At 37.2% G+C, this 14837-nt stretch carries 14 protein-coding genes; 7 read left to right on the forward strand and 7 right to left on the reverse strand.

Going from position 1 to position 14837, the window contains the following annotated elements; translation table 11 throughout:
* The first annotated feature begins 53 nt into the window (after positions 1–53).
* On the forward strand, positions 54–578 hold the full coding sequence (locus tag G8E00_RS12965) for a hypothetical protein (RefSeq protein ID WP_166225199.1): 525 nt from the start codon (positions 54–56) through the stop codon (positions 576–578).
* A gap of 108 nt (positions 579–686) precedes the next feature.
* On the opposite strand, the gene G8E00_RS12970 is transcribed toward G8E00_RS12965, so the two are convergent.
* The 5 genes from G8E00_RS12970 to acnD form a co-directional block, all read right to left on the reverse strand.
* Entirely contained in the window at positions 687–917 is a 231-nt protein-coding gene (locus tag G8E00_RS12970; RefSeq protein WP_166225202.1) for an antitoxin, read from the reverse strand.
* A 363-nt stretch (positions 918–1280) separates the two neighbouring features.
* Positions 1281–2027, reverse strand: a complete 747-nt coding sequence (locus G8E00_RS12975; protein WP_166225205.1) for an IS5 family transposase — start codon at positions 2025–2027, stop codon at positions 1281–1283.
* Positions 2028–2199: 172 nt separating this feature from the next.
* Positions 2200–2940: a PP2C family protein-serine/threonine phosphatase gene (locus tag G8E00_RS12980; RefSeq protein WP_166225208.1), complete on the reverse strand. Its 741-nt coding sequence runs from the start codon at positions 2938–2940 to the stop codon at positions 2200–2202.
* The gene (locus tag G8E00_RS12985; protein ID WP_196781992.1) at positions 2937–3749 is read right to left on the reverse strand and encodes a protein kinase domain-containing protein; all 813 of its coding nucleotides are present in this window, start codon (positions 3747–3749) and stop codon (positions 2937–2939) included. Before G8E00_RS12985 ends, G8E00_RS12980 begins: the two co-directional genes overlap by 4 nt.
* Before the next feature lie 29 nt (positions 3750–3778).
* Positions 3779–6397 carry a Fe/S-dependent 2-methylisocitrate dehydratase AcnD gene (gene acnD / locus G8E00_RS12990; protein WP_166225211.1) on the reverse strand — a complete coding sequence of 873 codons (2619 nt, stop codon included), beginning with the start codon at positions 6395–6397 and terminating at the stop codon, positions 3779–3781.
* A gap of 476 nt (positions 6398–6873) precedes the next feature.
* Between acnD and G8E00_RS12995 the strand changes: the two genes are divergently transcribed.
* The 3 genes from G8E00_RS12995 (at position 6874) to ygfZ (ending at position 8942) form a co-directional block, all read left to right on the forward strand.
* Positions 6874–7263, forward strand: a complete 390-nt coding sequence (locus tag G8E00_RS12995) for a hypothetical protein (RefSeq protein WP_166225214.1) — start codon at positions 6874–6876, stop codon at positions 7261–7263.
* 195 nt (positions 7264–7458) lie between these two features.
* A complete protein-coding gene (locus G8E00_RS13000) occupies positions 7459–8175 on the forward strand; it encodes a hypothetical protein (RefSeq protein WP_166012048.1) in 717 nt (238 codons plus the stop codon).
* A 38-nt stretch (positions 8176–8213) separates the two neighbouring features.
* Positions 8214–8942, forward strand: coding sequence for a CAF17-like 4Fe-4S cluster assembly/insertion protein YgfZ (ygfZ, locus tag G8E00_RS13005; protein ID WP_166012049.1), 729 nt, complete (start codon positions 8214–8216; stop codon positions 8940–8942).
* Between the two features lie 64 nt (positions 8943–9006).
* Here the strand turns inward: ygfZ and G8E00_RS13010 are convergent, their stop codons facing one another.
* Positions 9007–10191: a PQQ-dependent sugar dehydrogenase gene (locus G8E00_RS13010; RefSeq protein ID WP_171522902.1), complete on the reverse strand. Its 1185-nt coding sequence runs from the start codon at positions 10189–10191 to the stop codon at positions 9007–9009.
* A 449-nt stretch (positions 10192–10640) separates the two neighbouring features.
* On the opposite strand from G8E00_RS13010, the gene G8E00_RS13015 reads away from it, so the two are divergent.
* Together G8E00_RS13015 and G8E00_RS13020 are read left to right on the forward strand one after the other, a co-directional pair.
* Positions 10641–11750 carry a porin gene (locus G8E00_RS13015; protein ID WP_166225217.1) on the forward strand — a complete coding sequence of 370 codons (1110 nt, stop codon included), beginning with the start codon at positions 10641–10643 and terminating at the stop codon, positions 11748–11750.
* Between the two features lie 203 nt (positions 11751–11953).
* Positions 11954–13078: a porin gene (locus G8E00_RS13020; RefSeq protein WP_227591370.1), complete on the forward strand. Its 1125-nt coding sequence runs from the start codon at positions 11954–11956 to the stop codon at positions 13076–13078.
* Between the two features lie 60 nt (positions 13079–13138).
* On the opposite strand, the gene G8E00_RS13025 is transcribed toward G8E00_RS13020, so the two are convergent.
* Complete coding sequence (locus tag G8E00_RS13025) at positions 13139–13384, reverse strand: hypothetical protein (protein WP_166226558.1); 246 nt, start codon at positions 13382–13384, stop codon at positions 13139–13141.
* Between the two features lie 146 nt (positions 13385–13530).
* Here G8E00_RS13025 and G8E00_RS13030 point away from each other — a divergent pair, with 146 nt between their 5' ends.
* The gene (locus G8E00_RS13030) at positions 13531–14793 is read left to right on the forward strand and encodes a TPM domain-containing protein (protein ID WP_166226560.1); all 1263 of its coding nucleotides are present in this window, start codon (positions 13531–13533) and stop codon (positions 14791–14793) included.
* Positions 14794–14837 lie beyond the last annotated feature (44 nt).

The following is a 14837-nucleotide window of genomic DNA, read 5'->3' on the forward strand; positions in this document are numbered from 1 at the left end:
TTAATATAACTTCACTATAAAATTTTCTTAAAATCATATAGAGAATATTAAAAATGGAAAAATTTATTTCTTTAAGCTTAATGCTTTTGGGGACTGCAATCATCAGTCAAATGAGTTTCGCAAACAATCCAACCAATGGTTACTGCCAAACGGTTGATCCGAGTGTTTGCGGTTGGGGCGCAAGTGCACCTGCTCAAGCCCGATGGTTTATTGCAGTTGCATTTGATCCAATAACGGGCGCGTATGCCGCATCTTCTGGTACAGAGCATCAGATTGCATTGCGACATGCTTATAAAACTTGTCGATCTATTAATGTGGTGGATGGTAAGCAGAAAAGATGTTCTGGTAGTATTAAAAGTGACTCTGGTTCTTCGAGCAATACTACGCCTTTTGTTCTTGCAAGAGGTCAGCGCGAGGATGGTCAGTATGGTTTTAATATACGATATAATGGGTATGGCACGAGATCATTTTGGCCACAGGACTCAAAAAACTTGAAGGTAAGTGAAGCCCAAGCCGCAATGGATGACTGTCAATATAGGTTCAATCTGAAGAACTGTACGCTTGTGATCAGTTATTAATACATTTATGTGTTTAAAAAGTCCTCATTTAAAGAGGACTTTTTTATTTAACAACATGAGTCTTTGTCGATAATGGCTTTCAAAAAGTTCTGTTAGTATAAACAATGCTTAAAATCTTTCTCGCTCTTGTGGTGGTTCATCCACTCTTTCATCGCTATAAAAGTCATCAGGCATTTGTGCCAAAACCTGAAAGAAATGTTCTGCTGTGACTGATTTTTCACGCAATACCACTTCATCGCCACGACGAAAGATTTCAACTTCTTTGCCTTTAAAATGAAATTCTTTGGGTAAGCGAATGGCTTGACTACGTCCGGTCATAAAAACTTTTGCGGTCGTCATCTTGAACTCCATGAGTTTTGATATATCTTATGATTCATATTTTTTGAGTGTTTTTTAATCAATGTTAGACAAAAAAGCCCGATCATATGCTCAGGCTTTTTCTCTAAAAAACAAAGATCGGTGTTTAATCTAGGTTAGCTTAGGTCTTGCCACTAAACTAACTATCAATGCATTTGTTATATAGTAGTAAGCAAACTGTACCAATTTTTAAGCAAGCTTGATGATCGAACAGAACATAAAATAGAGAGCTATTTAGAGTATTGTGTTTTATAAATAGTGAGCAAAGACAATGATAATTTCTTAAAATCCATTATCTATTAAATACTTAAATTTATATCAAATATATTAGGGTCTGTTGACATTTCATAATGGTAACCAGATAAAGATACAGGCTAAAGCAACTGAGTTTTCATAGTTCTGCTTTAGCTTGTCATACCGAGTTGCAATTCCTCGAAAATGTTTCAATCTTGCAAATGCATTCTCCACTAAGTGCCTGATTTTATATAAATACCAATCCATGTGCTGATTGCTAGATTTAGAATTACATTTCTTTGGAATGTTCGCTTTAGTTTCGGTATTCTCAATTTTTTCTCTAAGTAATTCTGAATCATAACCCTTATCTGCACACAATATTTCTGTTTCTTTTAAATCCAAAGCATCAATCAAATTAGGTGCAACTTTTACATCATGGGTCTTGCCATCACCAATGATAAATTCAATAGGATTTCCATTCGCATCCACAGCTAAATGGATTTTAGAACTATTTCCACCAATGCTTTTAGAAATAGCTTGGTCTTTCACTCCTGCCGCATGTTGATGTGCTCGCACATGAGAGGCATCAATAAAAACCCATTCTGAATCTGGATCATTGGATAATAATTTAAATACTTTTATCAACTTACTGTCTTTGCACCAACGATTAAATTTCTTAAAAATAGAGTTTGGTTTGCCAAATATTTCAGGCAAATCTCGCCAAGGGCAACCCGTTCTAATCCGATAGAGAATTGCTTCAATGAATAATCTCAAATTATGTTTGAGATAAATACCAAAATTGATAAGAATAGATTTCAGCTTAGACCAGTGTTGATCCGTCAGCATTGTTCGAGGCATAGCGAGGAGTAGATTTAGTTTGGCGATTGAATTTTACTTTCTCGCTATTTTTTTGAACAGCAAATGTCAACAGACCCTAGTTAATATTTAAAAAAAACACATAAATCTTTCTATTTTGAAATTTTCGTCTCTAAATCATAAATCTCATTCTAATGAATGAGATTTATCTATTTTAATCATTTATTTTAAAATCAACGCCTATGAAAGATGTATCATCAACTAATCCTTTGTTTAATATCCGGTTATTTAAACTATTACTAAACCTTAAAACGTTATTCATAGTATTATTCGAAAATCTAGGACGCTCTTCCCAGTGGTGATGAGCACCATCTGACATTAAAAAAAATGATAATTTTCCATCACTACTTATTAATTCATTTATAGGAATTTCGAAAAAATCATAACTTCTTAAAAACTTTTCAGATATTGCTGAAGTTATAATATTTCCTCCATCTAATTTCCTAAGCTCTTTTTTTGTATAAATTTTTTCATCTAAGAATTTTTGGTGTTGAGTGTGATCTTTTGTCAAACATTTTAATCTATTATCAACTAACGCATATAAACGACAGTCACCAATATGTGCAATAGTTATAGAATCCGACCTAACATAAGCTAACGTAAGTGTGGTTGCTGCATTTCTATATTTCTCATTTATATTTGTTATTCTTTTGAGGTTTTCTTTTAATTCAGCAAATAAAATAGAACCTTCAGTATATTCAAAACTAATTAAACTATTTAAATATTGTATTGTAAGAGATGATGCTTCACAAGCTCCCTCATATGAACCAACACCATCAGCAATTGCAAATATAAATCCATCCCCAAGTTTCTTAGGGCTTAAGATACTATCTTCATTTGTCTTATTAATAATCTTAGGATAAGAGAAAACAGAGCTTTTGCATATGGTAATCATTTTTCACCCCCGATAATAGAATTCAATTCATTTAATATTTCTTCTACATTTGTATAACGTTTAGCAGGGCGTCTGTTAGTTGCCTTTTCAATTATGGAGTCAAATTTACTATCAATAGCTAAATCCTCTAAAAGTACACCTATTGCGTAAATATCACTTTGAGGGCTATATTGTTGACCACCACACTCAGGTGCTATATATCTTTCTGTACCCATTGCAGGATCGTTAATTTGAGTCAATACAACAGAATTAGGATCTTGCATCAAATTTTTAACTAAACCAAAGTCACCAATTTTATAGGTATCATTAAATTTTAAAACATTTCTAGGTTTGATATCTCTATGTAATAAACCATTATCATGTATACATTTAACACCACTTAAAATACACCTGAAAGCATGTATCTTTTGATCATGGTTTAATCTATTTGCCTTGATCTCTTTACTTAAATCCTTATCAGCTAAATCCATTAAATACCATGGATTGTTATTACCCATACTATGCAAATATATTGGAACTATATTTTTGTGTGGACACTTCTCTTGATAGAGAATTTCTCTTTCGAATCTTTTAATTATATCTGAACGTACCACCCCTTGACTTGTATATATGTAGGGATCATCAGCTAGACGTTTTCTTGCAAATTGTCCAGGACAGCGTTCTCCTTTACTATTATATAACTCTACACGTTCAACTAGTCCAAAACCACCGTTACCAATTTCTTCTCTCACATTAAGAAGGTAATTACCATGCTCTATCATGATTTTCACATCAAAAAATACCCTACATAAAAGTAGGGTATTTTTCACATAATTTCAACATTTATGCTACAAAAATCTCAAGCCACATTCCCTTCCAAGAAATCCTGTGCAAAGCGTTGTAATACCCCACCCGCTTCATACACATGCACTTCCTCTTCCGTATCTAAACGACAGGTCACAGGCACTTTAACCACTTCATTCTTACCATCAGCCGTGGCACGTTCAATCACCAAGGTTAACGTCGAACGAGGCGCAATATTACCAATCACGCTATACAGTTCAGTACCATCTAACTTCAACGTTTTACGGTCAGTGCCTGCTTTAAACTCAAGCGGTAACACGCCCATACCCACCAAGTTGGTACGGTGAATACGCTCAAAACCTTCTGCCACAATCGCTTCTACACCGGCAAGACGAACACCTTTAGCCGCCCAGTCACGACTCGAACCTTGACCGTAGTCTTTACCTGCAATCACAATCAAAGGCTGTTTACGGTTCATGTAGGTTTCAATCGCTTCCCACATACGCATCACTTCGCCTTCAGGCTCTACACGCGCTTTCGAACCTTGCTTGATCGTACCGTCAGAACGAACCACCATTTCATTGAACAATTTCGGGTTCGCCAACGTTGCACGTTGTGCTGTTAAATGGTCACCACGATGCGTTGCATACGAGTTAAAGTCTTCCTCAGGCACACCCATTTTTGCCAAATACTCGCCCGCAGCGGAATCAAGCACAATCGCATTGGAAGGTGACAAATGATCAGTGGTGATGTTGTCTGGCAAAATCGCAAGCGGACGCATATTACTTAAGGTACGTGGTGCAGCCAAAGCCCCTTCCCAATATGGCGGACGGCGAATATAGGTACTTTGCGGACGCCAGTCATATAACGGACTTGCCGCTTGAACACGCTCACCCAAATCGAACATTGGAATGTAGACTTTACGGAACTGTTCCGGCTTCACAGCCTCTTTCACCAAAGCATCAATTTCTTCATCAGACGGCCAAATGTCTTTGAGGTAAATTGGGTTGCCATCTTTGTCATTGCCCAGCGAATCAGTTTCAATATCAAAACGAATGGTTCCTGCAATTGCATACGCCACAACCAATGGTGGAGATGCCAAGAAGGCTTGTTTCGCATAAGGATGGATACGACCATCGAAGTTACGGTTACCCGATAACACCGCAGTTGCATACAAATCACGATCAATAATTTCTTGTTGAATGACTGGATCTAACGCACCCGACATCCCGTTACATGTGGTACATGCATATGCCACAATCCCGAAGCCGAGTTTTTCTAAATCATGCAATACACCTGCTTCTTCAAGGTATAACGCTGCTGCTTTCGACCCTGGCGCAAATGACGTTTTCACCCAAGGTTTACGCACCAAGCCTAATTCATTGGCTTTACGTGCAAGCAAGCCCGCAGCAACCGTATTTCGTGGATTTGATGTATTGGTACACGAGGTAATTGCCGCAATGATAATTGCACCATCTGGCATTAAGCCTTCAGCTTCTTGTGCACGCGCCGCATCTAAGTTACCTGCAATGCCTTTTTCTTTTAAGTCAGCTGTCGATACGCGTGCATGTGGGTTCGATGGCCCTGCAATATTACGTGTCACTTGAGACAAATCGAAACGCAATACACGTGGGTACTCAGCCTGTTTCATCTCCGATGCCCATAGCCCTACTTCTTTGGCATAGGTTTCCACCAATTTAACTTGATCAGATTCACGACCTGTTAAAGTCAGATAATCAATGGTGTTCTGGTCGATATAGAACATCGCTGCCGTTGCGCCATACTCAGGCGTCATGTTGGAAATCGTCGCGCGATCGCCCACCGACATGCTGTCCGCACCTTCACCAAAGAATTCTAAGTAGCCACCGACCACACGTTCTTTACGCAAAAATTCAGTTAAAGCCAGCACGATATCCGTTGCAGTAATGCCCGGTTTACGTTGCCCGACAAGCTCTACACCAATGATATCTGGCAGACGCATCCAAGAGGCACGACCCAGCATCACGTTCTCAGCCTCTAAACCACCCACACCAATTGAAATCACCCCTAAAGCATCAGTATGTGGGGTATGAGAATCTGTACCTACACACGTATCTGGATAAGCAATTCCGCCACGGTTCTGAATGACAGGCGACATTTTCTCTAGGTTAATTTGATGCATGATGCCGTTGCCCGCAGGAATCACATCGACATTTTCAAATGCTGTTTTTGTCCATTCAATAAAATGGAAACGGTCTTCATTACGACGGTCTTCAATCGCACGGTTTTTATCAAAAGCATCTGGATCAAAACCGCCATATTCCACTGCGAGTGAGTGATCGACAATAAGCTGTGTTGGAACAACGGGATTCACTTTAGATGGATCACCGCCCTGATCTGCAATGGCATCACGTAAACCAGCAAGGTCAACCAATGCCGTTTGACCCAAAATGTCGTGACACACCACGCGAGCTGGATACCATGGAAAGTCATGATTTTGCTTGCTGTAAATCAATTCTTTTAATGACTGTTCAAGTATCGCAGGGTCACAACGGCGTACTAACTGCTCAGCGAGGACTTTTGAGGTATAAGGAAGTTTTGCATATGCGCCTGGCTGAATGTCTTCTACGGCTTGACGCACGTCATAGTATTCAAGCTGGGTACCTGCCAGTGGTTTACGGTAGTTGTTATTCATTGCTTACCTGCCTTGATGACTTTTTATAGCTGTATTTTTCCAATCGGATTTAATCGATTTTCAGGCATTGTACGCTGTCGAAAGTCCATTTCCCAAATCTTATATATTTCATATATTTACATATAAAAAACAGGGTTTTTGAAATAATTCCTTACATAAACTTTGGAATATTTGCTCTAAATGTACTTTTTTGGGTGCTAAGTCACATAAAAAATGACTCATTCTTTAGTCGTAGTCTATTTATATAAAGATATTCAACTCGAAATTTCACATAAAAATACACTATAAAAAATTTTAATTTGATGTCCTCAGATGTAGAAATTTCCATAAAATATAGAAAAAATATTTAAAACTTTTATTTTTGAACTATTTGACCTTTGTTAACTTATGTTAATATAAAGTCTCATTAATATCGTATTTTGATAACCAATATACATAAATAGACAACATAAACTTAAATAATAAAAGGAATAATTATGACTAATCCAATGCGTTTTTTTAGTCTTCTTGTTTTAGCTTCAGCTCTCACAGCATGTGGCGGCGGCGGTAGCTCTAGCTCTTCTGGTAGCGATCAAAACAATAATAATAGTGGAAGCAATACAGGTTCAAATACTGGTAATAACAACACTTCTAATGTCATTACTACACAATGCGCAGAAGCAAACTCAACCATCACTGTGACTACAGCAGGTTGTGTGACTGCAGGTACGAATCCACAAACAGCACTTTGTGTTTCATCTGGATCAACGAATTCCATTAAAATGTTGTCTGGAAATAATAAAACTGTTGCAGAAGTTACAAACGGTGGTAGCACATTTACTGGTGCATCTATTTCAATTAATGGCAAAAGTTACGTCTGTGGCTAATCGCTTGGATTGCCCTGTCATATCTAGTGTTTAAATCATCGTGTTTAAATCCTAGATTTAACATTTAAAGTTTAGACTACATCCAGTCATTGACGCATATTTTTGGTGATTGGATGTTTTAAACGATAATTACCACCAACATCTTAAACCTGCATTTTAAAATATAAATATAATCAATAATTTAATGAATTTATTATGTCAAAAATAATCACAATCATCATTGCGTTTATGAGTTTTACATTGGGGTATATCACGTCGACATTTTCATCTCAAGCTCCTAGTCATTCGCAACCGACCAATCAAAATCAGCAAAATCCTACTGCTGAATCTGGCTTTTTGAGCCAATTGGGAGGTGAGTTCGATCAGGTCAATTCGTCCAATGTCGTGACACTGAGTCAGCAAAATCACAATAAAATATTAGAAATTCTCAATAACTTTCCGCAATCTAAAATTAATACCTATTTGGAACAAGCATTTCCAGAACAAAACTTAGATGGGATTCGAGATAAAAAGCAATTTGCTGAACGACTGATTGAAGAAATGAACCAAGACAAAGATGAGTCGAAAACCTTGTCTGGTAAAGTTTTTATTTCAAGCAATCAATCCATCTCTGGTGCTTCAGCACCGTTAAATGAAGTGCATGAGCAACAGTTTATTTATGCGCATTTTGACACGTATGGCAAGGTCCCGCCGAATACTCAAGTTTTCGTCAAATGGATCAATCAAGATACCCAAGAAATTGTGTTATTTTCACCGAAATATATTGTCGAAAATTCACAGCAAAATTGGGTCAGTGCAGTGCCTGCAAAAGGTTGGAAACCTGGAAAATACGACGTTAAATTTTACCAAATGACAGATTCATTAACGCCCATTGCACAATCGAGCTATACTATTCAATCTGTCCTGAAATAAGATAGATTCATACACTCGATTTAAACTTGGATTGTTATATGTCTCAAGAGTTGCTTCGTTTTGCTCAATTCACTTTAAATGGTGTTGATGCGCAAAAATTCCTTCAAGGTCAAGTCACACTCCATGTTGAACGTCTTGAAGAAAACCTGACACGTTACACCGCAATTTGTGATTTAAAAGGTCGTATCCATTTTGGTTTATGGCTCACAAAATTGAATCCTGAAAGTTTTGTGATTGTCACTACACAAGACCAAGCTGAAGAATTTGCAAAACATATTCGAAAATTTGGTGCATTTTCAAAAATGAAACTTGAAGATGCTGGAACAGTTTACCCAACGCTTGATGGTGATATCACAACATTTGCAACTGAAGAAACGGATATTCAAGCTTGGCAGCTGAAAGCCATTGATGCTGGTCAGGCATGGATTTCAGCAGAGACTGAACACCTATTTCAACCGCAAGAATTACGTTTGCATCAACGTGAAGGTGTTCATTACGACAAAGGTTGCTATTTGGGTCAAGAAATTATTGCTCGCCTTTGGTTTAAAGCTCAGCCGAAAAGTTGGTTGCATTTGGTTTTTGGTGGTGGAGCAACCCCTGCCCCTGCAACGCAATTAAATTCAAATGTTCAAATTGTGAATAGCATTGCGGTCAATGAAGGGTATAAAGCGCTAGTGGTCGCAAAACCTGCCGCACTTGAAGAACTCAGTTTAGATGTTTTAGATTTGCCTGAAGCACTCAATGGTGATGTTGCTCGTCCGAAATAAGTCTTTCTCGACTCATAAAAAGCCAAAATAGATCTATTTTGGCTTTTTATTTAAGGTTTAAAATTTAAACATCATTTTGCCGAATGTAATAAATCACCCCAGCTTTATCATCCGATAAATAAAATGATTTTTCATCGATGCGGTAAATATCGCAAGGTCGACCATTCACCGTTTTACCTCGCAAAAAACCATCCATAAATGTTTCCAATTTTTTCCCTTTACGCATAATTGCGACTTGGTAACCATGTCCTATGGCCGCATTGGTTGAGCCATGTAAAGCCACCAAAAAAGCATTTTGAATCGTGTCATCTAGAGTCGTTTCATCAAAATAATCAAAGCCCAATGCTGATGAATGCGCAGGAAAATAGGCATAAGGTGGTGGCACGTTTTTACAAGCAGATGAACGTTTAAATTTAGGATCTAAAGTGATCTTAGCTTTCGATGAATAACACGAAGGCCAACCATAGTCTGCGCCACGTTTCAGTCCATAGAAGGTTTCATCCGGCTTGTGTAGCCCCAAATGATCAGCACCTTGATTCGTCGCAAATAAGAATTTACCAATCCATTTTAAACCGACAGCATTACGTAGACCTGTGGCGTAAATCTTTGGATCTGAGCCATCTGGATTCATCTCGATCACAGTGGCTCTAATCTTTTCTTTTTCTATGCACGCATTGCAACTTGAACCCACTGAAACATAAATTTTTCCATTCCCACCGACCGCAATCGTTCTGGTCAGATGCCAACCGCCATATTTATAACTTAAACCATAGTCTGGAAATCTCGCTAAAAGCTCAGCTGGAGCGGTTGCTTGAGTTTCACCTGGTGTAAATCTACGTCGTGTCAGTTGATGTGTTTCAGCAATATACAGCCAATCTTGTCCTTGATCGTCTGTATAAAATTGCACTGAGTTCGGATTTTTTAATCCTTTCATATAAGGAATTATTTTAGAAAATTTTCCTGTTTGAGCATCCCAACCATCTAAGATATAAATCATCCCTCGTTGGTTGTCGGTCAAATCCTGCATATCGGTGACAAACATTCTGCCATCTGGAGATGGAGCAAAAAAGCGAACGCGTTTTAACCCTTCAGCCGCAGGAATAATGTCGTAGTTCGCTGGAAGATTAAGTGTAAATTTCTTGCCATTTTTTAGCACGATGGGATGTGGTACCAGTTTTGGCTGCTCAGCCATTACAGCAAAAGAGAACATACAGCTTAAAAATAAAATGATGCCTTTTTTTATTATCATGTGCTTAGTCTCTGTATAGCATTTAAAGAAAGTTTTATTTTTTCTTGTCATTAAAACATTATGTACATATTGAACTGCTTTAAGCAGCAAAATACAGTATTATTTTAATCTTGACTATAATGTTGTTAATGCAAAAACTCTTCAAAAAAATAATCTTTCCAATTTTAGTAATTGATTTAAAAATAGACACTTAGATTATTAAACAAACTTCTTTAATCACGCCTGCTTTTTGAGCAAACAAATAAGCAATTTGGATAATATTAAAATTATACTATTGATAATAAAAATGAATATATATGAGGAATTAATGCGTATATTTTAAGCATAATGTTTAAAATATAGCCTTAATATCATATTTTGATAATAAAATAAAAATTAATCATTTTGCGATATATAAAGAGTATGGAATCCTGCGCTCCATCGTTACATATATGCATTCAGGTTGAGCCGTGAAAACAAAAATTGCACTGACATTAATTGCCACGACATTTGCAGGCTCAGTAGCTGCAATGCCAACTTTTTATGCAAAAGTTGATCTATCTTTAGATTATTTACCACGTGATAATGCCAAACAAAAAAATCATGACCATTTTCAGCTTGATTCAAATAACACTTGGATTGGGGTAAAAGGTGATGAAAAACTGAATGATCGCTTGAGTGTTGTCTATCAGTCTGAATGGACATTCATGCTGAAACGCAATAGCAATGAAACCTTCACGCCACGAAACCAGTTCATTGGGATTAAAGATAAAAAGTTAGGCACTTTAAAATACGGTAAAAATGATACGCCGTTAAAACAGTTAGGTGTTTTGGTCGACTCTTATAACCATGCGGTTGAAAATAATGCCGATATGCAAGGCATCATGAGTGGTGAAAACCGTATCGACAATACCCTCACCTACGAAGCACCTTCATTAAAGATCGACGATGCTAAAGTCGATTTTAGCTTAATGTTGCCAATTGGACCGAGTGATCATATTGAAAAATCAAAAGGCGGCGCAAAGGTGGCGGGTAAAGATATTGGCCGTACTTTTTCAGGTTCAGTCTTATATAAATCACCTTTATTTACAGGTGGTCTCGCTTATGACTACGGCATTCCGAGTAATTTCTTGCGCAAAGGTTATATTACGACAACCGATACCCACACCAGTACCTCTGGCGCTTTTGCAGCAGCCAATACCATCCGTGCGATTGGACGTGTCGACTTAGACAATGGCTTAAGCTTACGTGGCTTATACCAAAATGCGCAAGTGAATAAAGAAAATGGGAATTCAACCAGCTCACTAAATATTGACCAAGCAAATAGTTGGTTAGTGGGTGCTGAATATAAACTCCCTCAAGCCGAGAAATGGACTTTAAAAGCCCAATATACCCAAACCAATACTGACATGAAAAATGGCAAACAAGATCGTGACATTTGGCAAGTGATGGGCGGTGCAGACTATGCGTTCAGTAAAAAATTGCGTACTTACGGTTATGCTGGTTATTTAACCCTCGAAGAAGGTGCTAAAGAAGATCATCAATTATTAATTGGTTCTGGCGTGGAATGGAAATTCTAATCGAGACAGAATAAATTCAGTTTAAAATTCAGCCTCATCCAGATTGGGGCTTTTTTAATCATTTTTTAAATAAAAAACAAAAACTTGCACAATAATCACTCAAACACACATCAAATCAGAAAGTATTATTCTGAAATGCACTTTCTTAATATTGCATTCATATTCGAGCTGTAAGGTGCTACTCAATCTTTGGGGGCAGCGGTATGAACAAAAAATTAATGACAATCTGGATGATGACGAGTTTGTTCGCTGTTCTTAGCCATGTTGCTTATGCAAAGCCTTCCCTCTATGGCAAATTCGATTTATCTTTAGATTACTTACCTCAAAACAATGCGACTCAACCAGATCATGATAAATTTCGATTAAATTCGAATAACTCACTCATCGGTATTAAGGGTGAAGAAAAACTCAATGATCGTCTCAGCGCCGTTTACCAAAGTGAATGGTTGATCAGTATTGATCATGATAAAAGCCCTCGAGTCCTTACGCCGCGTAATCAGTTCATTGGTTTAAAAGATCAAACATTAGGAACGGTGAAATTTGGTAAACACGATTCCCCGTTGAAACAATTAGGCGTTTTGGTCGATTCTTATAATAACTCCGTGGAAAACAATGCCGATATTCAAGGTGTAATGGGCGGTGATAACCGTGTCGATGACAGTTTTATTTATGAATCCCCTGCTATTCATGCTGGTTCAGGTGAAATTGATCTTGCTGTGATGTTGCCGATGGGTTCAAGCGGTGGTGTTGAAAAATCAGACGGCGGTGCAAAAGCTGCAGGACATCATTTAGGTGATGCTATTTCGACTTCCCTACTCTATACAGATTCAAAGTTGTCTTTAGGATTGGCCTATGACCATGCCATGCCGACCAATTTTTTACGTAAATCTTATTTAAATACCGAAGACACTTATACAGACACCTCTGGGGCTTTTGCCGCAGCCAATACTGTTCGTGCGATTGGACGTGTAGATCTTGATCATGGTTTAAGTCTACGTGGTTTATACCAAAACTCTAAAGTTGAAGAGCGTCTAGGCAATGCTCGACATGCGGATGATATTGATGAAGCAAACAGTTGGTTATTGGGGGCAGAATATAACCTTCCTCAAGCAGATAAATGGACCTTAAAAGCACAATATTCAGCGACTGAAGTATCAATGGAACATGGTTATACAGACCGTGATATTTCACAGTTTATTGTGGGTGCAGATTATGCATTGAATAAAAAGGTACGTATTTACAGTTATGCAGCTTATCTGCTTTTAGAAGAAGGATCTAAACAAGATCATCAAACTTTAATGGGAACAAGTTTGGAATTTAAGTTTTAACCTTCAAGAAGAATAAAGCCTCAATAAAGAGGCTCTAAATTCCAATATGCAATTGAATCATTAGAAGTCATGAAATAACTTGTTCATGTCTTTACATACATAGTCTTTGAAATGGTATGCACGCGCATGTTTGGCATCGAACTTTGCTTTAGCCTCACCCTTTTCAAAGATATACACACGATCTTCTTTACTCACTAGAAGTTCAGCACCGAGCATCATCAGTAGTGCATCTATTTTTTCTTCATCTGGAATCGAGTCATCTTGCAATACTTTTAAATAACTGCGCTTAATGCCTTTAATAAACATATCTTTTTCACCTACTTTCAAGTCGCCCATTTAAACAAAGTCTGCGTGATACGCCAAGTCCATACGAATTAAAACACTCAATGCTTTTTTTATGCCTAAAAAATGGCTAAAATCACATCACAATATAAATATAATCTCATTATAAAATGCTTACCCCTACTTTTGTTACGACCTTCAAATCATTTGTATTGTTTCTTTTCGCCAGTCTCTTCAGTTTTTGTACATATGCACTGTCCCCAGAACTTCTTGAAGATTTGAAAAAAAATCATGTTGTAGATACAACAAAAACTTTATCGGCAGAACAGATCAATACATTAAAAGTTAAAAATGAACAACTTTATAAACAAAAGAATATCGATTTTAAAATTTTGATGGTACCTAGTATTGGTGAAGTATCCATTGAAGAATATGCCTTAGACGTTTTCAACGATATAAAAATTGGTGATGAAAAATTAGATAACGGATTACTTTTAGTTGTTGCTAAAAATGATAGAAAAATGCGTTTTGAAGTGGGTTATGGCTTAGAGGGTGAGATAACTGATATCCAAGCAGGTCGACTCATTCGACATATATTGGTACCGCATTTTAAAGAGAATCAATATTTCACTGGATTACAGGATGTCCAAAATAATATTTTAAATATCGTCAATGGTCGTGATCTTGCGATTTCATCAACTGCCGAGCCCAATCGTTTTGAAAAATCCTTAATTTTACTGAGCAATATTTCTCAAGTTTTATATGGCTCACTCATGGTTTTACTTTGGTTTGTTATCCGCTACGACGGACAAGACATCTATAAGAAAGATATTACTACCATAAATAACAACAGTGAAAATGAAGGTATCGCCTTTTTAGTGACATTTATTATTGCATTAGTTTTGTTTATTTTTCTTTCGCTCATTTTCGATTGGAGCATTTTAAAATTATTATGCCTCGCTTTATTTGGAGGACTGATCACGGGACTTATATTATCTGCAATCAAAACAACTTATTTTTTTAGACGACCTTTTTTTTATCTATTATTGGGTATATGGGGGATTGCACTGATCTACATGATTTTATGTTTTCTATTCGCAACTCCGAAAGGCACGCTTTCAAATTTTTTATCTCACATTATTGGTTTTATAAAATTTATGATTGCTACCATCGCCCCTTTAGTGATCAGCATATTCATTTTTAAGTTATTACAATTTATTTATCGACGATGTGTTCCTGTTCAACAGAATACTCAGACACAAAAAAGAAACGATGATTCAAACTCATCTTCAAGTTCATCTCATACATCTTCTGAATCATCCAGTTCAGACGCTTCGTCAAGTAGCAGTTCATCTTCAAGCAGTAGTTCGTCGTCTAATGATCGCAGCTCAGGAGGTGGTTCTGGTGGTGGCGGTGCTTCAGGAAGTTGGTAAACTTATCATGTCTCAACGTCTCAAAACTCGTTTTCTCGCAATAA

Source organism: Acinetobacter shaoyimingii, assembly GCF_011578045.1.
Classification (GTDB): domain Bacteria; phylum Pseudomonadota; class Gammaproteobacteria; order Pseudomonadales; family Moraxellaceae; genus Acinetobacter; species Acinetobacter shaoyimingii.

Coding starts and splice junctions, on each gene's coding strand:
- G8E00_RS12965 (WP_166225199.1), top strand. CDS start 54: ATGGAAAAATTTATTTCTTTAAGCTTAATGCTTTTGGGGACTGCAATC.
- G8E00_RS12970 (WP_166225202.1), bottom strand. CDS start 917: ATGACGACCGCAAAAGTTTTTATGACCGGACGTAGTCAAGCCATTCGC.
- G8E00_RS12975 (WP_166225205.1), bottom strand. CDS start 2,027: ATGCCTCGAACAATGCTGACGGATCAACACTGGTCTAAGCTGAAATCT.
- G8E00_RS12980 (WP_166225208.1), bottom strand. CDS start 2,940: ATGATTACCATATGCAAAAGCTCTGTTTTCTCTTATCCTAAGATTATT.
- acnD (WP_166225211.1), bottom strand. CDS start 6,397: ATGAATAACAACTACCGTAAACCACTGGCAGGTACCCAGCTTGAATAC.
- G8E00_RS12995 (WP_166225214.1), top strand. CDS start 6,874: ATGACTAATCCAATGCGTTTTTTTAGTCTTCTTGTTTTAGCTTCAGCT.
- G8E00_RS13000 (WP_166012048.1), top strand. CDS start 7,459: ATGTCAAAAATAATCACAATCATCATTGCGTTTATGAGTTTTACATTG.
- ygfZ (WP_166012049.1), top strand. CDS start 8,214: ATGTCTCAAGAGTTGCTTCGTTTTGCTCAATTCACTTTAAATGGTGTT.
- G8E00_RS13010 (WP_171522902.1), bottom strand. CDS start 10,191: ATGATAATAAAAAAAGGCATCATTTTATTTTTAAGCTGTATGTTCTCT.
- G8E00_RS13020 (WP_227591370.1), top strand. CDS start 11,954: ATGAACAAAAAATTAATGACAATCTGGATGATGACGAGTTTGTTCGCT.
- G8E00_RS13025 (WP_166226558.1), bottom strand. CDS start 13,384: ATGTTTATTAAAGGCATTAAGCGCAGTTATTTAAAAGTATTGCAAGAT.
- G8E00_RS13030 (WP_166226560.1), top strand. CDS start 13,531: ATGCTTACCCCTACTTTTGTTACGACCTTCAAATCATTTGTATTGTTT.